Below are 20,283 nucleotides of genomic sequence, written 5' to 3'. Positions count from 1 at the left end.
TAAATTTGTAAAATAAGCAATACCGGATTACATAATCTATTACAATTTTAATGGCCTGTATATATGTATTTCACCTAAACCGTGGGGATACAGGCTGCGTCCCTCGGTCAGGGCATTGTTTACTTTTTCCGTGGACAAGGCGGGTATGTAGTTTGACAGACGGGGGCCGCAGCTTGGGTCAAAGCTGTAGGTTTTTAGCTGGGAATGGCAGCAGTCGCCGTTTTGAGCATCTCCTGATTACATATTCGCCGTCACAATTAAACAGTATCCCTCCCTGTCTGGTTGCTGCCGAGTCCTTCTTTAGCTGCATGCCGCAGGATATGACTATCTGTATGTCCAATTCTTTAATCCTGCCCTTTGAAAGATATCCCAGCAGTCGCTTCCTGCTGTGGTCAAGACATATTTCAACTCCGATATTCAAGCCTCCGCAGTCGAAAGTAGAATAGGTCAGGGTCTGAACCGGATTTTGGGCGGCAGCTACGTCAGGATAATCAACCATGGTCTGGAGATAGTGCTCCACAACTCCCTTATCTGCCGAGGGGTTGTTTAAAATGAAGTCTTCTTTGGACTTGAATTCCTTCTGAATGGAATTTGCCTTTTCCCTGTAATAGACAAAGCATCTGTTATAAACTTTTTTATTGGCCAGATCATCACTCATGTTTAAGATGTCGCACAGCAAATTGGATAGCTCCTTGTCATAATTATTGTCTGCCGCAGCTTTTTCATCAATGATTTTTAACAGTTTGGAAACACCCGAAGTGCTGTTGATGGGAGCATTCTTTTTTAACAGGCTGTAAACACTCAGGTAATCGTCTCCCACCCTGGCAAGAGTGGTATCCATATCGGTTATGCAGGCTGTTATATCGGAGGTTGTCAGTATGGAGCCGAATAAGAACAGCCAATTGCTCAGATCACACTGCTTTTCTATATTTTTTATAATGCCCGTAAGTCCGGAACTGATCTTATCGTACATTTCATCAATACTTTTCTGGGAATTGAAATAAGCACCCCTGATTCCTCTCCAGAAGAATTCCGGCAGGGTAAAGACCTTCAGGGTGGCGGCGTCAGAACTGACATCCTTGCTGCTTACGGCTTGCAACAATACGCTGGACACTATTTTCAGGCGGGCAGCAATATCGTCGCCGTCCTTATCCAGGCCCAGATATATACCCCAGTCGCTCATTTCTTCCACGGATTCCTTGAGCAGCGGAGTAGTGCTCAGTACATGACCTACGAATTGGACACTTGTATATATGGCTGTATTCTTCATAACCACGTCTCCTGTTCAAACTGTTTTATTTTGGTGCTTTTACTTGGAATAATACACAAAATAACAATAAATGTCAAATTATATATTATATGTAATATATACAGGAAGGCATTCGGCTGCTGAACCTTGCAAGTCACTTAAGGACAGCATCCAAGCAGCTTTCTGGCCTGTTTGCCAAATTCTTAACTGGTAGTCTGTAACAGATTGATATTATCAGAATTTTTATATAAAGTAATATAATATGACGCACAGTTGTCATATTATATAGACTAAAATTTATAGTAAAATATTAGCAAGGGAGAGACGCATATGTTGGGGTTTTTCCCGGGATTGAAAAGATGGAAAAAATAAAGTAGGGGAAATGGAGTAACCTATGATTGAAATTCCAGAGGCAATAGAACTTTCAAAGCAAATCTGTGAGAATATCACCGGCAAAGAAATTATTAATGTGACCGCCGCAGAAAGCCCCCACAAATTCGCCTGGTATCATGGGGCGCCGGCAGGGTATCATGACCTGCTCAGCGGAAAGCTGATGGGAACGGCAAGAGGAGTGGGAAGCATGGTGGAAATCACGGCAGGGGATGCGGTAATCCTCTTTAGTGAAGGCGTTTCCTTAAGGTTTCACGGAGAGGGCGAGAAGCGTCCTGCAAAACACCAGTTGATGATTGAGTTTGAGGACTTTTCTGCCTTAAGCGCCTCTGTGCAGATGTACGGAGGATTATTCTGCTTCAAGGCAGGTGATTTTGACAACAAATACTATAAAATTGCGAGGGAGAAGCCTTCTCCTCTATCGGAACAGTTCAACGAAGAATATTTTGACGGTATTATCTCAGCACCTGAAAATGCAGGTCTTAGTGCGAAGGCTCTCCTGGCGGCGGAGCAAAGGATTCCCGGTCTGGGCAACGGAGTCTTGCAGGATGTGCTTTTTAACAGCACCATTCATCCCAAAAGAAAGGTAAAGAGCTTAGGGGATTCAGACAGGGAAAAGTTGTACAAGTCCTTGAAAAATACCCTTGCAGATATGACTTTCAAGGGGGGAAGAGACACTGAGAAGGATTTGTTCGGCTGCTATGGGGGTTACAAGACCATACTCAGCAAGAACACAACGGGAAAACCATGCCCCGTGTGCGGAGAGCTTGTGAAAAAGGAAGCCTATATGGGAGGCAGCATCTATTTTTGTCCAGGCTGCCAAAAAAATTGAGGAGCCGGCGGAAGCGGATGTATGTCATAAATCTGCAGTAAAGTAAAAGCTAAGTATATAAAAAATAAGCAAGTAAAAAAATTCCATTCCTTTGCGGGAATGGAATTTTTTTACCTGCTTGAAAGATAAAACCCTGAACACAGCGTTAGTGCATATGTACAAGGCTTTTGTGGTGGAGGGAGATGGATTCGAACCATCGAAGTCACTGACAACAGATTTACAGTCTGCCCCCTTTGGCCACTCGGGAACCCCTCCGCAATATAATATGTTTTTCGCAACAAATAAGATTATGCAGGAAGAATTACAAATTGTCAACCTTTTTAATTAATTTTTTTAGAAATAATTACAAGCTGCAGAATTTACTTGTTTTTTGGTGCATATAATTTATTTAAAAAACAATTATTTACCTATTGCTTAATTATTTACCTGGAGGGTTAAAAATGAAAAGTAGAGTGTGGTTTACAGCAATTATCCTGACCGCAGCAATGGCCTTGACCGCCTGCAGCGGCAAAGCTTCCGACGACGGCAAGGCACAGGATGTTACAAAGGATTCTGCGGCGGGTACAAGCAGTACGGCAGATGTGAACAGTAGCCTGAACAGCTTTGATTTTAAAAAATTCGGAGTCTCCTACGTGCCTGCTGCCGACATTTCAAAAAGTCCCAAAATTGCAATGGACAGAAAGGATTCACTGGTAGTGGGGATTTCCGATTCAACAGGGATTTTTAACTACCTGTACGGTGACAATGCCTATGACTGGTACGCTCTTTATACAATGTTTGATTTTAATGTGGATGTGGATTATGACGGAAAACCATTGGCAGGGGCCACAGATTACAAAGTTTCGGAAGATGGACTTGTATATACCTTTACGCTTAAGGACGGTGTAAAATTCTGGGATGGGAATTCGGCGACTGCAAAGGATCTGGAATTTGCATATTATCTGCTGGCAGACCCGAAATATGACGGGCCCCAGGATATATCCAAAGCATTCATAAAAGGGGTGGATGCCTATAAAAATGGTTCGGCTGAGAGTATAGAGGGAATCAAGGTGCTAAATGACAAAACCCTGGAAATCACCACTGACAAAAAAAGCGGTGCAGCTATATATAATTTGCAGATACCCATTATGGAGGAAAGCTATTACTGCACGGATTTCAAAAAGGGTGACACAGCCAGGGTAAAGGAGAAAAATGGCTCTCCCATGGGTACGGGTCAGTATAAGTTTGTTGAATATAAGCCGGGTCAGGAATTAAAGCTTGCAGCAAATGAAAATTACTATAAAGGTGTTCCCAAAATAAAGAATCTTGTTTTTTCTGTAACTCCGCAGGGTCAGGAACTGCAAAGGGTGCTGGCGGGGGAGACGGATATAGATATGGCGGATGTATCCCCTGACAATATGAAGGCGGCTCAGACAGCAGGTTTTATCGATATATACAGATTCCCTACAAATGGCTATGGTTACGTAGGACTTAACGATGACAACCCGAAATTCCGGGATGTCAAGGTACGGCAGGCACTGATGTATGCCCTGAACAGAACTGACGTGGTGGATAAGGTTTACGGTGAATATGCCAGGGTGGTTAACATACCTGAATCAAATGTTTCCTGGGCATATGACGACCAGGGGGTTGATACATATGATTTCAATCTTGAAAAGGCAGGCCGGTTGCTGGATGAAGCGGGCTGGCAGCTCAACTCCGACGGAAAGCGGGAAAAGGACGGCAAGTTGTTTACCATTAAGTTCAGTTGCATGAGTCCTCATGCTGTTACCGATATTTTAGTACCTGTAATGAAGGATGACTATTCAAAATTGGGAATTGATGTTACTGTAGAAAATCTGGATTGGCCTACCCTGTATGAAAAAGCCACAAACAAGCAGTTGGAGGCATATTTTATGGCAGCCGGCCTGACTCCGGACCCCGACACCTCGCAAGCAACGGTATTTAAAACCAATGGGCCCCAGAACTATTATAACTACAGTAATCCCGAAATAGACAGCCTGTACGACCAGGGCATCTCACAGGTTGACATAGAAAGCAGAAAACCTATTTACAAAAAAATCTATAAAATATTGAACAACGACCTGCCTATCCTCTATGTGTACCAGAGAAGCGACATGTGGGTGTCAAATGCCAGAGTCAGGGGCTATGAGATATCCTCCTTCAAGGAGTTCTTCCATAACATTTACAAGTGTGAAATTACAAAATAAATGAGGCAGGAAAGTGAGCTGCATGGAGGCTGAGATGTGGAATTACATTGTGAGAAGAATCCTACAGATGATTCCGATAATTATAGGTGTTTCCCTCATCATATTTTTCATAATAACCTTGATACCCGGAAATTTTATAGATGCAAGGGCCCAGGGTTCACATATGACATTTGAACAGGTAAACCACCTGAAAGAATTGTACGGAGTAAACGAACCCATACATATAAAGTACCTTAAGTGGATCAAGGGAGCTGTAAAATTTGATTTCGGGGATTCTTTCACCCACCAGGCTCCTGTGTCAAAAGTCATAGACACCTTTGTGTGGAATTCGTTTACCATTGCAGCAATTGCGTTTTTACTTGAACTATTGATTGCAATTCCAATCGGGATTATCTGCGCCACCAGGCAATATTCAAAACTTGACTATTTTTTTACTATTATTGCCCTGGTGGGCATCTCACTGCCTTCATTTTTTTTGGGACTGATTCTGATAAAGTTTTTTGCAGTGGATTTAAAAATTCTGCCCCTTGCGGGCTTGGACACCCCGGGTTCAAATTATACGGGATTTCAATTTCTATTTGACAGATTGAAGCATGTAATTCTTCCTGCCTTTGTGCTGGCATTCATAAGCATAGGGTCCATGATGAGGTACACCAGGACTGCTGTGCTGGAAATCATCCGCCAGGACTACATAAGAACTGCAAGGGCCAAGGGGCTCAGTGAAAAAGTGGTCATATACAAGCATGCCCTGCGTAATGCGCTGATTCCAATAGTTACATTGATAGGCCTGTCACTGCCCGCATTGTTTGCAGGGGCAATAATAACCGAAAGCATATTCGGTATTCCGGGAATTGGAAAGATTGCTCTGGATGCGGTTTCTAAACGGGATTATCCGCTGCTCATGGGCTTTTCAATGTTTGTGGCTGTGCTGACATTGGCCGGAAACCTGCTTTCTGATATTCTGTATGCCATTGTAGATCCAAGAGTCAAGCTGAAATGAGGTGCCCTATGACCAGGTTTTATAAAGTACTTGCGCTGCTTTTGCTGATGTTTTCGGTTAGCTGTTATTCGATGCCGTTTCTGAGATTCAAGGACTATGCGGCCCTGACGGGAATTGATCTGATTACAAATCTGAACCGCAGGATAGAACTTGAAAACTTGGCACGGACAGCTCAAATACATGTATTCCGCAGTACCAGCACATATCTGCTGCTGACACTGATATTTCTTTTAATAGCTCTGGGCCTGATGATCTGCAGTACGTTAAAAGACTGCAAAAAGTCACTTGATGCGGCTATTCTGACAATAGCGGCGGCTTTAGTGTCATATGGACTTCAACTAACAAACACCGAGACTTCTGTTGCCGACTTTTTCGGAAAGATACTGCTTTCCACGAAGACCGGTAATGGAGAAATTGCATACAAACCAAGTGAGATTATTGCAGCTACGGGAATCGGGGCCAGATTGCTGGTAGTACTGTGCCTGCTTTCCATGGCCTTGATAGCAGGTGCAAGAATAATTGCCGCTTATGAGAAATATTCCGACAGCAATATAAAGACTCCCTGGAGTATGGCAATGAGGCAGTTTGTCCGGAACAGGCTGGCAATCATAGGAGCAGCCATCATAATATTGCTGATTATATTATGTTTTTTCGGCCCGGTTTTTTCAAACTATTCGCTGCTTAAGACAAATATCCTCACAGCAAAGGAAGGTCCGGGTATGGAGCACCTTTTAGGAACTGACGGCAGCGGAAGAGATATCCTGACCAGACTGATGTACGGGGGACGGATATCCCTTACAGTGGGGTTTGTGGTGGTTGTACTGGAAATACTCATTGGAGCTGCCATAGGAGGTGTAGCCGGTTATTACGGAGGACGGCTGGACAATATGCTCATGCGTGTGGTGGACATCTTTTTAAGCCTGCCCTTTCTGCCTGTTGTGATTATACTTGGAGCTGTCATGTCTGATCTTGATGTTTCACCCCAGAGGAGAATTTATTTTGTAATGCTTATCATAGGGGTACTTGGCTGGCCCATGATGGCAAGGCTGGTGCGAGGTCAGATATTATCCCTGCGGGAGCAGGAATATATGCTGGCTGCGGAAGCACTGGGGATAAAGGATAGGCATAAAATCATGAGACACCTTATTCCCAATGTTATACCCACAATAATTGTTGCGGCCACACTTGCCGTAGGGGATGCCATTCTCAGTGAATCGGCGCTTTCCTTCCTTGGGCTGGGGGTTGCCATGCCTTTTCCGTCCTGGGGAAATATGGTTCAGGCGGTGAGGGATACAAATGATTTCATGCTCAGGTCCTGGATATGGATTCCGCCTGGGATAAGCATATTTATAACCGTACTGGCTGTGAATTTTGTGGGTGACGGACTGAGAGACGCCTTCGACCCTAAAATGAAAAGGTAGGAGGTGCTCTAGCGTGAAGGAAGAGCTTTTACAGGTCAGAAATCTTTGTACATATTTTTATACGGATACAGGAGTGGTTAAGGCGGTAAATGACGTGTCCTTTATGGTTGAAAGGGGACAGACCGTGGGAATTGTGGGGGAATCGGGCTGCGGAAAAAGTGTTATGGCCATGTCCATAATGAGGCTCATACAGAATCCCGGGAAAATAGCCGCAGGACAGGTGCTTTTCAAGGGCCGGGATTTGGCTGGACTGACCGATAAGCAAATTCGGAGAATCAACGGGGACAGGATTTCGATGATTTTCCAGGAGCCCATGACTTCGCTGAACCCAGTGTTCACAGTAGGGAATCAGATTGCCGAGGTACTTTTGCTCCACCGGAACATGTCAAAAAGGCAGGCAAGGGAGAGGACTGTGGAACTGATTACAACCGTTGGAATTCCAAGAGCTCAAGGGGTATTCGATTCATATCCACATGAATTGTCGGGAGGGATGCGGCAGAGAATCATGATAGCTATGGCACTGGCCTGCGAACCTGAGTTGTTAATTGCAGACGAGCCTACCACCGCACTGGATGTGACCATTCAGGCACAGATACTTGAACTGCTGGGGGAAATTAAAAAGCAGTATCATATGTCAATAATCTTAATAACCCATGACCTTGGGGTTATTGCTGAAATGGCGGATTATGTGATTGTAATGTATGCCGGAAAGGTAGTTGAAAGAGGAAGTGTCAAGGATGTCTTTATGAACCCGTCACATCCCTATACCTGTGGCTTGCTGAAATCAAAACCCCAATTGGATATGGAAAATGAAAGATTATATACTATTCCGGGGCAGGTACCCGGCCTGATCGAACTTCCGGATGCCTGCCATTTTTATGACAGGTGCGAGATACGCAGCAGTAATTGCAAAAAAGGCTTTCCGGGAGAAAGCCTGATTGAGGGAAGCCATTTTGCAGCATGCATTAAAGCGGGGAGGCACAAAAATGAGTGAGGTGTTGCTTGAGGTTAAAAAGCTGAAAAAGTATTTTCCAATCAAGGATGGTATTTTCCAGAGGACCAGGGGCCATATAAAGGCTGTGGAGGAGGTCTCCTTTTCCATTAGCAGGGGAGAGACTCTTGGGCTGGTGGGGGAATCGGGCTGCGGTAAAAGTACCGTAGGCAGAACTATTCTCAGGTTGAATGAAAGTACGGACGGTGAAGTGTTCTTCAAGAATGTGGATATTTTTAAACTCAAAAGGAGACAGCTTCGCAGTCTGCGTCCCAAAATGCAGATGGTCTTTCAGGACCCGTACAATTCCCTGAATCCCAGACTGACTGTGGGCAGCCTTATCGGCGAAGCTTTGGTGGAACATGGCTTCTGTAGAAAAAGAGAGCTGAAGGAACGTGTAGTTGAAATAATGGAACAGTGCGGTTTGACTGCAAATTTGACAGACAGATATCCTCATGAATTTTCGGGAGGACAGAGGCAGAGAATAGGAATAGCAAGAGCTCTTGCCCTGAATCCTGAATTTATAGTCTGCGACGAGCCTGTCTCGGCCCTGGACGTATCAATTCAAGCTCAGATTATAAACCTTTTATGTGAGCTTCAAGAAAAGTACGGTTTTTCATACCTGTTCATATCCCATGACCTGAGTGTAGTCCGCCACATTTCTCACAAGGTGGCAGTAATGTATCTGGGAGTGATAGTGGAGATGGCCCGTAAGGGAGAGCTGTATGAAAAACCTCTGCACCCTTACACTCAAGCCCTGCTTTCAGCGGTTCCCCTTGTTGACCCGGAAAACAGGAAGAAGAGGATAGTGCTGAAGGGCGATATTCCAAACCCGGCAAATCCTCCGTCAGGCTGCCGTTTTCACACCAGATGCCCCTATGCCGGCCATATATGTTCCAGAAGGGTGCCCGGTCTGAGAACGCTGGAAAACGGCCATCAGGTAGCCTGCCATTTTGCCGGGTAGAAAACAAGTGCGCCGGAAAGAATCTGCTGCCGCCAGCTCCTTAAAGCCCGGACTGCCGCAGATGGAGCGGGCGGGAAAGAGTGAAGCATGAAAACATCTGTTCAAAAGAGTAAAAAGGAATGTGGGGAAGGAGCCTTTACATACAGAGATGTACCGGCTATGCTGATTGCTTTCGTTCAGGTGCTGGGGCCGTTTATAATTGCCAGCCTTGCTGCATTTTCTCTTGCGGCGTGGCTCTTGATGAGGTTCTGGGTTGACTAGCGGTCTGTAACACCTGAAAGCCACATATTGCCTGCGGTTAAATTCCTGGCACGTAAGCAGGGGGAGAGCTGAACATGGAAAAGGAGCTGTCACAATAGTTATTGAAAAATAACTGTGCCAGCTCCTTTTTGTACTGGGTAAATAGGTTATTTAAAGCTTTTTCTGTGGGTAAAATCATTGATTTTATGAAAAAGGCGCACTTTAATAAGCCATTTAATACCACTGCATTTTTAATCACTTTCTTTTTTGGATTTTGGGATTTATGCTGTTTCTTTTAATGGATATAGGTGCGTTTTAATTCTATCTGCCTGGATTTTGTTGTGAAGCTTGTTTATGTTATGTGCCATTGCCAAAAGAATACTTTCTGCAATGTTGATAACTGGGAACTATTATCAACATTAAGAGAAATTGAACCAGGAGAATGGAAGACTTCCGCTAAATTGTCAAGTAATTTAGAAAGACCAGAAATTCCGACAAAAAAGTGGATTGATTAGCAATATAATAGCTTTAAAGATAAATTGGATTGCAAGTTGATAAATAAGTTTGATAAAGTAGAATTGGTTTTAACCGGCAACACAAAAAGAATATTGCTTTTAAGCTGACTTTGAACGAGGTGAGAGTGTGGCGACCATAGCGTTATATGCCAATAAAATCAACCAGATGCCCGGGTTAATCAAAGACGTTAAAAAATCTGTAACGGATTACAAATCTGAATTATCCGCGCTTAAGACAAAATCCTTAACAATCAATAAAAGCGTATGTAATTTGGATGATATAATCAGTTCCATACAAACGTCTTCGCAAACGCAGGAACAGAAAATCACTTCCCTTGACACCTTTAACAATAGCAGCGAAGAGTTCATATCAGACGCTGTTCGCATTGATAGCGATGCAGCTGATATTATTAAAAAGCGTAAAGATGATTTTTACGACAAATACAATTATTTAAAGCCGGAATGCGAAAAAAGCGGCTGGGAGAAGTTTTGCGATGGTTGTGCATCGGTTGGCGAGTGGTGTAAGGATAATTGGAAAGCAATCGGTAAAATTCTTATTGCTGTTGTCATTATCGCAGCGTTGGGAATTGCGACAGTGTTGACAGGCGGCATTTTAGGGGTTATACTGGCTGGTGCATTCTGGGGTGCTTTGGCCGGAGGGTTGATTGGTGGAGTCATGGGCGGGATTACCTCCGCAAAGAGTGGAGGTTCGTTCTTAGACGGTTTTGCTGACGGTGCTTTAGGCGGAGCAGTTACGGGAGCGATAGCCGGAGCAGCGTTTGCGGGGATAGGTGCTTTAGGTGCTGTTGCCGGGAAAAGCATACAATGTCTCAGCACATTAGGGAAAGCGATAACGGTCACATCAAAAGTGACAATGGCGATTTCCCTCGGCATGGATGGCTTGGATATACTGTCTATGGGAATAGGTTTGTTCGATCTGTCTAATCCACTGGTTAAATTTAACAGGCAGTTGCATTCCAATGCGCTTTATAATGGATTCCAAATTACCGTTAATGCCATTGCTATTTTCACCGCCGGAGCAGCTTCTGCACTGAAGTGCTTTGTTGCGGGCACGATGATTTTAACCGCAGCCGGCTTAGTCGCAATTGAGAATATCAAGGCAGGCGACAGAGTTACTTCGACAAATATTGATACTTTTGAAGTTGCCGAAAAAACAGTAATTGAAACCTACATACGAGAAACAACAGAACTTGTGCATTTGACAATCAACGGTGAGTTAATCAAAACAACCTCTGAACATCCGTTTTATGTTAAAGATGTTGGTTTCGTCAAAGCAGGTGAATTGGTAGTTGGCAATGAGGTGCTTGATTCAAGTGGTAATGTCTTAGTAGTAGATGACAGTAAAGTTGAAATTACTGATGAACCTACCAAGGTATACAACTTCGAAGTCGATGATTTTCATACATATCATGTTGGCGATAATGGTGTATTGGTTCATAATGCAAACTATAATAAACCTGTTTACAAACCAAGTCCTAAACATGATCCTAAGAAAGGATGGGGAAGTCCAAATCCAATTCCAGATGAAAAAACAGGACAATGGTTATTAGACAATACATATACCTCTTCTAAGAATAAACAGAAATATAATATTTATGAGGATAAACTTATCAAGTTCCAGCCAGACGGAGATGGTTGGCATCCTTATGAAGTTACAAATCCAGCCAAAGAAGTTCCAGCAGATGTATTAAGGAAGATGCTTGATGATGGATTAATTACAAAGGTACAATATAAAAAGTTTATAACAAATAAATAAGGGTGATTAAACATGAAATATCTTGGTGATAAAGAAGTTTTTGCAGTTGCATATGAATTGAAAGAAAGCCCATTTAGTGAATGCGGAAGAAATGAGCCTACATGGGGAGTTTTTAAGATGTGGGTTGACAGCAAATCAGTTTGTACTTTTTCAATGAATGATAAAAAACGTGAATATGAATGGGACTTAATTTATATTGTTGAGTGGCTATACAAGAACAAAAACAATATTTTTAATGAAACACAGTTTCCATTACCTATTGAAGGAAAGAATTCAATAGAGTTTTACAAGAGTAGTGGAGATTTTGACTCGGATGACGATGATGAATTTAATTTATGGTTTGAAAAAAGACAAGATTGGTACTTTAGACATTCATGGTATTCTGATAATGGCGGTTCATTTTTAGCAGATGTATTTTTTAGAAGAGTTAAAAATACAATAGAAATAGCATGGGATAATTCTGATTTATATAGTGAATTAAACTTTATAAATCCTAAAGGAATATTCTATGTGCAATTTGAGCTATTTAAAGAAGTAATTAATAATTTTATAGAAGATTTTATGCTAGAAGTATCTAAAAGTGTAGAAGGTAGAGACCTGATAGAAAGATTGAAAGAAACAGACTAATAAATACATGATTATATTTATCATATACTTTTTGAGTATTAAACACAGCGTATAAAAATAATCCTGTTTTTAGCAGGGTTATTTTTTATAAACTTACTATTGAACATCCGTTTTATGTTAAAGATGTCGGTTTCGTTAATGCCGGAGAATTGGTAGTTGGCAATGAAGTGCTTGATTCAAGCGGTAACGTCTTATTAGTAGAAAACATAAAAGTTGAAATTACTAATGAACCAACCAAGGTATACAACTTCCAAGTCGATGATTTTCATACATATCATGTTGGAAAATCAGGCATTTTAGTGCATAATGCAGACTACATAAAGGAAAATCGCGTACCAAAAGACAATGAAACAGTATTAAAGGACAAAACAAGCTTTACGCGAACCAGTAGTAGAGAGAAAGGGGCTACGATCTACAAAGGAAAGGATGGTAATTACTACCATAGAGATACCTTACATAAAGGAAAAGGTGCAGAATTAGAAGTTTATGATAGTCAAGGAAAACACATAGGTACTGCAGAGCCTTTAACGGGGAAGTTAAGGCCGGGAACTGCTGTTGCCGGGAGAAAGATTAAGATTTGAGTAAATAATATAATATAAATTTAAATATGCAAACTTGTAAAATATCAGTCTGCTAACGGAATTTAGCAGTATTTTATGAAATCGCTTAACATCAGTATTTTATATAAACGAGCAAAAATTACTTTTTGCGGTAGAATAAATTAAAAAAAAAGGGGTGCAAATTATGGGACTTTCTATGAACTTTGCCAACAATGATATATACTTCATGCAAGTAGTGTCGGATAAAATAGTTATTAATGATAATTATGAGGGCATCTTAATTTTAGATAGTGGATTAAACACCATCAAAAGCATAAAATTGTTAGATGATTTGGTAATAGACATATCATTTATAAAAGGTACAGAAATTGTATTATATTGTTATGAAAATCAATGTTTAATCCATATAAATATTGATTCGTATGCTTATAAGATTATTTCTTTGGATAAAGGTTTGAAAGATATAAATTTTCTTTCATTATATGAATGGGTGGATAATGATTTGGTGTTATTGGCAGATGATGGAAACGTTCTTACTTATGTAAATTTATTAGACAATACAGTTCAAGTAATTCAAAAGGATACGATAGATAGACTTCAATTTTCAATACATGATGATTGGAACAAATTAGGTAAATTCTTAGTACATAAAGTATATCCTGATAAACATAGTGCTGTTGTTGAATCCAATAATAAATTAATGATAATTGATTACAAAAACAGCACCGAAACTGTGTTGAAAATAGAACCTATTAATTTTCATGACATTGAAGTAACAACAGATTGCGTAGTTCAAATAAGTGAAGAGGAGGTATTGGTATTATATGGTGGTAAAAAAGTTATGTTTTATCCGAATCCCGAAGATTTTAGATTTTTAAGAGGTAAATTTATTACAATAGAAAAAACAGACCATTTGTTATTATTAATGTGCAGTAATTCTGATTCATCTAAAGCCAAAATAGAAAAATATATCCTAGCGTCCATTTCACAGTAACATTAAGCATTCCTGTAAGCTAAAAATATGACCATTGAAAAAAAATTACCCTCAAGTAAAATATGAAATGTGCTGAGTCAGGCAGATTAGGCACAAATCAAAATTACGGAGGGTAACTATATGAATAGTACACAAAATAACAAGCTAATGCAAATCACATCTGAAAAATGAAGAGTTCATATCAGACGCTGTTCGCATAGATGTTAATGGAGATATTGATTGGGAAAAATATGCTCCTAATGGTGGAAGAGTTCCAGATATCATCAAAGAAGAACAGACATTAGACGTTGGAACAGTTATTGATAGGTATGGAAACCAATATGGAAAATATACTTCTCCAGTAGGTGTACCATACGAACAAAGAGCATTGCCTTATATTGAAAATCCCAATGCATATCATCAATACGAAGTCATAAAACCAATTGATAACGTTACAATGTCTGAGATTGCAGAAGCATTTGAACAACTAGGTGGCGCTATTCAATATGAATTACCATCATCGATAAAACAACTAATTAAAGACGAATTTATAAAGGAGATAAAGTAATGAAAAAAGATGAACTAAAAAAGGTGCTAGAAGATAGGGGAATACCTAAAGAGTTGTATAATTTGGATGGCGTTGGAAGAACTGATGAAAGATTTTGCTTAGAATGTAATAATAAATGGGAAGTTTATTTCCGCGAGAGAGGAATAAAAACTACAGATTTAATCTTTAATACAGAAGAAGAAGCATGCCAGTATATCTTTGAAGAATTAGTAGATTTCTAATACAAATTATGGTAGGATAACTTCTTATACAACATCTAATCCAGAAGGAGTTTCTTTGAACTTTGCCAATGGGATGGGTAAATCATTTTTTAGGATGGAATTTGATGTGTCAAAATACTTGCACTACCATATGCCTTCTATTTTTGGTACAAAAGCACATATTCCCTTGTCTCCAATATGGGATTCGTCAATAGCCATAAACATCTCAAACTATATAAAGAAAAGATTGGAGGAAGGTAAAAATGAAAATTAAATTTTGGGAAAATATTTTGGAATACAATATTAAGGGTGACTCAATCTTTTTTTGGAGTTCAGGAATTGATGAAAATAAGGATGCCACTATATTGTTCAATAATTTCCTTCTTGATACCTCCAAAGATCATGAAGTATTTTTTCATGCCTATCGCTTACCAGATGTATGCGAGTTAATTGATATGAATGCAATAATTTCAAAAGCAGAAATCTTACTTGATCCATTCAACACTTTTTTTCATCTTAAGGAAGCAAGAGTAAAAAGTAATTCATTTGATAATGCTTGCCAAGCAAAAATATATTACTTTGACAAAAGAGTCAATTGGGATGATTTCTTGGTCACTTCCAGTATAATGAAGTCATCTGAGTTGATAAAAGCAGGATTGCTATTTGCACAATTTTCTAGTTTAGACCAAGGTGCAGATTTTTGGTTTGAATGCAGCAGAAAATATGAAAGTAATGTATTGCAACTAATAGAAGAGATGTCAGGGTTAGGATGGGTAATTAAGAAATCAAACAATTTAGTAGTTCCATATGCCAAATAATTGGTTTCAGTTACAATTCTCGGTAAATTAGAAAGGAAATTGCGATAACCATGTAAGGTTTCTGTTCGGTAATCAAGGAAAGGCTACAACATTCAGAAAATGTTGCGCAAACCAAAGCATATGTTAAGGGCTGTAATGAGGCATTAAAAGACGGGGCATTGTCTCCAACCGGAAGAGTGTCAACTAAAGGTGAACTTGCAAAAGCTGCCAGCGCTGCTGCAAAGGCCGAAAGGGATGTCGCATCCGCTGCCGGGAATCCATATCAAGGGCATGTTGGTCATGTGCCTGATATAACATGGACTGGCACTGCGCAACCTCATAGTTGGCTGGATTTAAATCCAGTTAATATGAGCCTCGGTGGTCAGACGCTTAAATACCCAACTGGTTTCCAACCAACTAAATTTGTTTATAATAATCCATTTAAATTTAATATTTTCCAATCCATCTGGGGTACTCCGGCAAAACCGATACTTGACGGTCTTCTCGGAAATTAGCTCATTCCAAGCGTAGCGTAACAATAAAATCAAGGAGGAAAATATGAAACACGAAGAATCAGATAGATTAAAAGGTTGGAAAGATAAAATAGCTGTTATGTTTTTAGTACAAGAGGAAATACAACGGCTTGATAAAATAGGTCTTTGGCAGTATTATTATCCGGAGCTGGCTGCAACTGAAGAACAATTGACAGTTGTTGAGGCACAGTTGGGTCACAGTATTGATAAAGGTTACAGAGATTTCTTGATGTGTGCAAACGGATGGAAGTGCTTCTCCCAAACTGTTAATTTGTTTGGTACTGGGGATTTGATGGGTTCCAGTTTGATGGATTATGCTTTAGAAATGCTCTGCATTTTGGACGACGAGAATGTAATAGCGTCTTCAGGATTTACAAAAGCGGAATTGTTGCCGATTGCCGCTACATTTGAAGACAGAGATTTACATGTAATGACCCGTCCGACGTCAAATGAACCGGGAATTGTTATTTGGTTTTCCGGGCAAGAAATCGAAAGATATCTCAGCTTTGAAGAATATTTTTTAACTATGACTGATTATAATCGTTTGGAAATTGATCGTTTAAAAAAAGATAGCTAATATTATTAATATGGAAATTAATGACATTGCTTATGGTGGTTTTATTCATCTTTCCTTATTTTATGCGTCTTTGGAGAGGGGGCGTTTTTCTACCCCCTAAAGGGCAATGCTATAAACTTTATTTTCCAATAATTACAAAGTGCGCTTTTTGTTCTTGGGAACTTAATAGCAGAACCATTTTTTGGTACTGTCAAGTACTTTGCGCAAATTGGATTTTGCCGCATGGTTTCTAGCAGCTACCCTGCCAGATTTTCAGACTCTGTTTCCTCTGTACTATAGTTTTCAAGGTGTTTCATATTCATATACCGCTTTACACCCCATTGGGTTCCGGCAACATGGCGTAAGCGGGCGCAGACAAGCATTAGGGCAGAATTGCCGTCAGGAAAGGTTCCGACCACTCTGGTACGACGCTTAATTTCCCGATTGATCCTCTCAACCAGATTTGTGGTGCGGATCTTTAACCAGTGTTCGTAAGGAAAAGCCATGTAGGTCAGCGTTTCTTCAATTCCTTTTTCCAACTTATCCGCAGCCTCTTTGAGCTTCATTTGCTTAAGTTCGTCCATTACCATCTTGGCCTTTTCTCTGGCTGCTTTCTTGCTTTCCTGGCTATGAATCGCTTTCAACATTTTTGCTACTTGCTTCATCTTCGAACGGGGAACAACAGAGAACATGTTGCGGTAAAAATGAACAATGCAGCGCTGGTACTTGGATTCCGGATAGACTTCGCCAAGAGATTCCAGCATTCCAAGGCATTTATCTCCTATTACCAGCTTAACTCCTGAAAGGCCTCTGCTCCTCAGACATTTGAAAAACTCAGTCCAGCTAGCCTTGTCCTCTTTCATGCCTTCCATAGCTCCAATGACTTCCCGATACCCATCCTCATTGACGCCAATTGCGATCAGGATAGCTACATTTTCGTATTCGCCACCCCAGTTTCGCTTTAGATAGACTCCATCTACATACACGTAAGCGTAGGAGCCATGAGTAAGCTGCCGGTTTCTCCAATTTTCAATATGTACATATGCTTTCTTATTCAGCTCGCTAATGGTAGAAGGAGATACTTTCGTACCCCACAGTGCTTCGGTGATATCTTCAACGCGGCGAACAGATACGCCTGCCAGGTACATTTCAATCAATGCTTCTTCCACTGAGCTTTCTCTACGACGATAGCGTTCAATGATAGCTGTTTCGAAAGCAACTCCTTTAAGTTTGGGCATCTTCAAAATCACTTAACCGGAGGTTGTTGTCAGGCTCCTGTAGTAATGACCGGCGCGGTAGCCTTCACGTTCTGCAGTACGCTCGTATTTACTGGCATTGACTAATTCTTCGGCTTCCTTCTCTAAAAGGCCGTTTAGGGTCTCTTCTACACTGGAACGGACTGATTCCTTCAATTCGTCTTTGATTATTCCTTCGTTTAGTTGTATAATCTTTTCAGACATGTTCCTAAGCCTCCTTTGGCAATTGGTTTGTGGTGAATTAATTTTACCAAACGGCTTTGGGCATGTCTATTTTTTACCCTTTATTCAATTTGAGCAATTTATTGTACCTTATCTTACCCTGATGTCTATTTCGTTTTTGCCTGATTTAATTTTTACAATGTGTTCCAATTGACAAGGAGACCAGGGAATAGAGGGTGATAAGGATAATAAACATGAGAAAATAGCTGTTCTCAAACTCATCAACTATAACATTCCCCATTAATGTAAATACTTCATGTTTTGTGTTATGCTGTTCAAGCAGAATTAGGCACTTCCTTTCGGTCGAATTAGGGTGTGGTAACTTAATTCTAGCCGATGTGCTCTTGTTCTATTTTTTCTCTTTACGGTCTAATACATATTACTATTGACATTATATACTTATTGAGATATAATACTACTAAAGAATTCAATACCAATAAGGATTGATTATATTATGAATAAACGCAACACCATTCAGCGTTCTTTAGTTCTTGAAACAGTACAAGAGCTGCAGTGTCATGCCACCGCTGACGAGATCTACGATACGATTGTGAAGAAACACCCCAATGTCAGCCGAGGGACGGTATATCGGAATTTGAATCTGCTGTCCGATATCGGCGAAATTCGAAAAATTGAAATGCCAAGCGGAGCCGACCGTTTCGACCATCAATGCCACGAACATTATCACGCAAGATGCTTAAAGTGTGGCCGAGTCTTTGATGTGGAAATGGAATTTATCGCGGACATGGAAAAGAACATTAAGAATACTCACGGGTTTGAGTTTATCGGACATGATGTGATTTTCAAGGGTATCTGTCTTGAATGTAATACATGATTAATTTAAGAACGTTTGCCTGCGCGACTCAGTGGCATGATATCCTGAGTACAGGTAAACTCAACTACGCGCGCATACGGGAGCATAAAAACACCCGTAAATATATAATAATAGGAGAATAATTATGAGAAGTTTCACTACCTTAGACTTACAATATGCACACAGATTTTTGGGATTCAAAGGTGAAGCACAGTATTTGCATGGGCATACGGGAATACTTACGCTTGAGGTTGAAGATACTGTCAACACGGGAGTAAATATGGTATTCCCATGTAATGAAATCAAGAAAACCGCTTGGGAAGTATTACAAAACTTTGACCACGCGCTGGTTTTAAGAGAAGACGATCCATTGCTTCCCGCGATTCTCGGAGTTTATGAAGCACAAGGCATTAAGGATGGTGCACAAACCAATAAGCAAAAAGGTCCAGCTTTCAAGACGGAACTTGCAACAGCGTATCCAGAATGTCGTTTAGTTGTTACGAAAGAAACAATGACCGTTGAAGGTATGATTAAAATAGTTTACGATTTACTAAAAGATAAACTAAACATAGTTAAAATCACATTTACAAGCGGAGTAAATGGCGCTACAGAAGAATATGAGCCACAAAAGGATATAGACCGTTGCCCGTTATGCGGCATTGCATTAAACGAAAATGGTGTGTGCCCTAAATGCGGATACAAGAAATAATCTTATTTGATATTTAAGCTCTATTTTATGAAATTGAACTGAAACTTATCAGGCACTCTATGCCAAATTGTGAACTGCATCCCGTCAAGAGGACAGTAAAAAATATAAAATATTCCCGACTAGTGGTGTACAAAGCCACTGGTCGTTTTTTATGCCGCGAGGTAAAGATTATATTTCTCTAGCGGTGTTAGAACACCCAAATTGCGTTGCACACGCATGGTATTGTAATAGCTGATGTACTCTTCAATCATCCGGGCAAGTGCCTTCTTGCATGTAAAACGTCTTCCATAATAGCGTTCGCGCTTCAGTATGCCCCAGAATCCTTCCATGGGGCCGTTGTCGATGCAATGTGCCACACGGGACATGCTTTGCGTCATGCCAGCTTTTTCGAGTTTATGATGAAATGTCCGGTTTGTATACTGAAAGCCTCTGTCACTGTGAAACAGTGAATGTGTATTCGGATTTGTTCTAATAGCTTTATCAACTGTCTTGAATACGAGTGCGTTGTCATTACGCTCACTGATCATAAAAGATACAATACGTCTATCGCAAAGGTCTAGAATGGCACTGAGATAGACCTTGTGTACTGTAAACGCTTCGTACCACTTGAATTCCGTAACGTCTGTAAGCCACTTTTCGTTTGGTTTTGAGGCGTGGAACTCACGGTCAAGCAGATTTTCTGCGAGATACTGCGGATTCTTTGCCGACCTCGTGCAGCCATGGTTGTTGTACTTAATTGTGGACTTAATATTTCTTGTGCGGCAGATACGTAATATTCTTTTGTCATTAACATGAATGTTATGGTCGTGTCGCAGGTCATCATTGATACGTCGATATCCCTTGTCTGGACTTTCTATATGGATTTCTTCCACCTTTTTA

General features: G+C 40.6%; 21 protein-coding genes, 1 tRNA gene and 1 pseudogene. 19 read left to right on the top strand and 4 right to left on the bottom strand.

Annotation, left to right across the window (positions count from 1 at the left end; all coding sequences use genetic code 11):
- Positions 1-178: 178 nt before the first annotated feature.
- Positions 179-1,270: a hypothetical protein gene (locus tag CLHUN_RS17225; RefSeq protein WP_242656548.1), complete on the bottom strand. Its 1,092-nt coding sequence runs from the start codon at positions 1,268-1,270 to the stop codon at positions 179-181.
- A 373-nt stretch (positions 1,271-1,643) separates the two neighbouring features.
- On the opposite strand from CLHUN_RS17225, the gene CLHUN_RS17220 reads away from it, so the two are divergent.
- The gene (locus tag CLHUN_RS17220; protein WP_080065871.1) at positions 1,644-2,471 is read left to right on the top strand and encodes an endonuclease VIII; all 828 of its coding nucleotides are present in this window, start codon (positions 1,644-1,646) and stop codon (positions 2,469-2,471) included.
- 170 nt (positions 2,472-2,641) lie between these two features.
- Here the strand turns inward: CLHUN_RS17220 and CLHUN_RS17215 are convergent.
- Positions 2,642-2,726: transfer RNA gene (locus tag CLHUN_RS17215), tRNA-Tyr, on the bottom strand.
- A 185-nt stretch (positions 2,727-2,911) separates the two neighbouring features.
- On the opposite strand from CLHUN_RS17215, the gene CLHUN_RS17210 reads away from it, so the two are divergent.
- The 16 genes from CLHUN_RS17210 (at position 2,912) to CLHUN_RS17130 (ending at position 16,424) form a co-directional block, all read left to right on the top strand.
- Positions 2,912-4,681, top strand: a complete 1,770-nt coding sequence (locus CLHUN_RS17210) for an ABC transporter substrate-binding protein (protein ID WP_080065870.1) — start codon at positions 2,912-2,914, stop codon at positions 4,679-4,681.
- A gap of 34 nt (positions 4,682-4,715) precedes the next feature.
- On the top strand, positions 4,716-5,681 hold the full coding sequence (locus CLHUN_RS17205; RefSeq protein ID WP_080065869.1) for an ABC transporter permease: 966 nt from the start codon (positions 4,716-4,718) through the stop codon (positions 5,679-5,681).
- 8 nt (positions 5,682-5,689) lie between these two features.
- A complete protein-coding gene (gene opp4C / locus CLHUN_RS22805) occupies positions 5,690-7,102 on the top strand; it encodes an oligopeptide ABC transporter permease (RefSeq protein ID WP_080065868.1) in 1,413 nt (470 codons plus the stop codon).
- Between the two features lie 13 nt (positions 7,103-7,115).
- A complete protein-coding gene (locus CLHUN_RS17195; RefSeq protein ID WP_080065867.1) occupies positions 7,116-8,096 on the top strand; it encodes an ABC transporter ATP-binding protein in 981 nt (326 codons plus the stop codon).
- The gene (locus tag CLHUN_RS17190; protein ID WP_080065866.1) at positions 8,089-9,057 is read left to right on the top strand and encodes an ABC transporter ATP-binding protein; all 969 of its coding nucleotides are present in this window, start codon (positions 8,089-8,091) and stop codon (positions 9,055-9,057) included. Before CLHUN_RS17195 ends, CLHUN_RS17190 begins: the two co-directional genes overlap by 8 nt.
- A gap of 87 nt (positions 9,058-9,144) precedes the next feature.
- Entirely contained in the window at positions 9,145-9,318 is a 174-nt protein-coding gene (locus CLHUN_RS22160; RefSeq protein WP_165755781.1) for a hypothetical protein, read from the top strand.
- Positions 9,319-9,939: 621 nt separating this feature from the next.
- Positions 9,940-11,589, top strand: coding sequence for a polymorphic toxin-type HINT domain-containing protein (locus CLHUN_RS22385; RefSeq protein WP_207559182.1), 1,650 nt, complete (start codon positions 9,940-9,942; stop codon positions 11,587-11,589).
- Between the two features lie 12 nt (positions 11,590-11,601).
- Entirely contained in the window at positions 11,602-12,216 is a 615-nt protein-coding gene (locus CLHUN_RS17170; RefSeq protein WP_080065865.1) for a hypothetical protein, read from the top strand.
- 80 nt (positions 12,217-12,296) lie between these two features.
- Entirely contained in the window at positions 12,297-12,797 is a 501-nt protein-coding gene (locus CLHUN_RS17165; RefSeq protein ID WP_080065864.1) for a polymorphic toxin-type HINT domain-containing protein, read from the top strand.
- 163 nt (positions 12,798-12,960) lie between these two features.
- Positions 12,961-13,770: a hypothetical protein gene (locus CLHUN_RS17160; protein ID WP_080065863.1), complete on the top strand. Its 810-nt coding sequence runs from the start codon at positions 12,961-12,963 to the stop codon at positions 13,768-13,770.
- A 160-nt stretch (positions 13,771-13,930) separates the two neighbouring features.
- Positions 13,931-14,317: a TNT domain-containing protein gene (locus CLHUN_RS22940; RefSeq protein WP_117387080.1), complete on the top strand. Its 387-nt coding sequence runs from the start codon at positions 13,931-13,933 to the stop codon at positions 14,315-14,317.
- Positions 14,317-14,538, top strand: a complete 222-nt coding sequence (locus tag CLHUN_RS17150; RefSeq protein ID WP_080065861.1) for a hypothetical protein — start codon at positions 14,317-14,319, stop codon at positions 14,536-14,538. The genes CLHUN_RS22940 and CLHUN_RS17150 overlap by 1 nt, the downstream gene beginning before the upstream one ends.
- Before the next feature lie 55 nt (positions 14,539-14,593).
- Positions 14,594-14,791 carry a hypothetical protein gene (locus tag CLHUN_RS17145; protein ID WP_080065860.1) on the top strand — a complete coding sequence of 66 codons (198 nt, stop codon included), beginning with the start codon at positions 14,594-14,596 and terminating at the stop codon, positions 14,789-14,791.
- Positions 14,781-15,335: a hypothetical protein gene (locus tag CLHUN_RS17140; protein ID WP_080065859.1), complete on the top strand. Its 555-nt coding sequence runs from the start codon at positions 14,781-14,783 to the stop codon at positions 15,333-15,335. The genes CLHUN_RS17145 and CLHUN_RS17140 overlap by 11 nt, the downstream gene beginning before the upstream one ends.
- 176 nt (positions 15,336-15,511) lie before the next feature.
- Positions 15,512-15,829: a hypothetical protein gene (locus CLHUN_RS17135; RefSeq protein WP_133051119.1), complete on the top strand. Its 318-nt coding sequence runs from the start codon at positions 15,512-15,514 to the stop codon at positions 15,827-15,829.
- A gap of 43 nt (positions 15,830-15,872) precedes the next feature.
- Positions 15,873-16,424, top strand: a complete 552-nt coding sequence (locus CLHUN_RS17130) for an SMI1/KNR4 family protein (RefSeq protein WP_080065857.1) — start codon at positions 15,873-15,875, stop codon at positions 16,422-16,424.
- A gap of 236 nt (positions 16,425-16,660) precedes the next feature.
- Here the strand turns inward: CLHUN_RS17130 and CLHUN_RS17125 are convergent.
- Positions 16,661-17,863: pseudogene (locus tag CLHUN_RS17125) on the bottom strand (IS256 family transposase).
- Between the two features lie 472 nt (positions 17,864-18,335).
- On the opposite strand from CLHUN_RS17125, the gene CLHUN_RS17120 reads away from it, so the two are divergent.
- Positions 18,336-18,716, top strand: coding sequence for a Fur family transcriptional regulator (locus CLHUN_RS17120; RefSeq protein ID WP_080065856.1), 381 nt, complete (start codon positions 18,336-18,338; stop codon positions 18,714-18,716).
- Between the two features lie 124 nt (positions 18,717-18,840).
- Positions 18,841-19,404, top strand: coding sequence for a 6-pyruvoyl trahydropterin synthase family protein (locus CLHUN_RS17115; protein ID WP_080065855.1), 564 nt, complete (start codon positions 18,841-18,843; stop codon positions 19,402-19,404).
- Positions 19,405-19,553: 149 nt separating this feature from the next.
- Here CLHUN_RS17115 and CLHUN_RS17110 read toward each other — a convergent pair.
- On the bottom strand, positions 19,554-20,283 hold a 730-nt coding region (locus CLHUN_RS17110; protein WP_080065854.1), incomplete at its 5' end, for an IS3 family transposase.

The organism is Ruminiclostridium hungatei, assembly GCF_002051585.1.
Classification (GTDB): Bacteria; Bacillota; Clostridia; order Acetivibrionales; family DSM-1351; genus Ruminiclostridium; species Ruminiclostridium hungatei.
The sequence above is the reverse complement of the archived record's forward strand: the minus strand, read 5'-3'. Positions and strand labels throughout refer to the sequence as shown.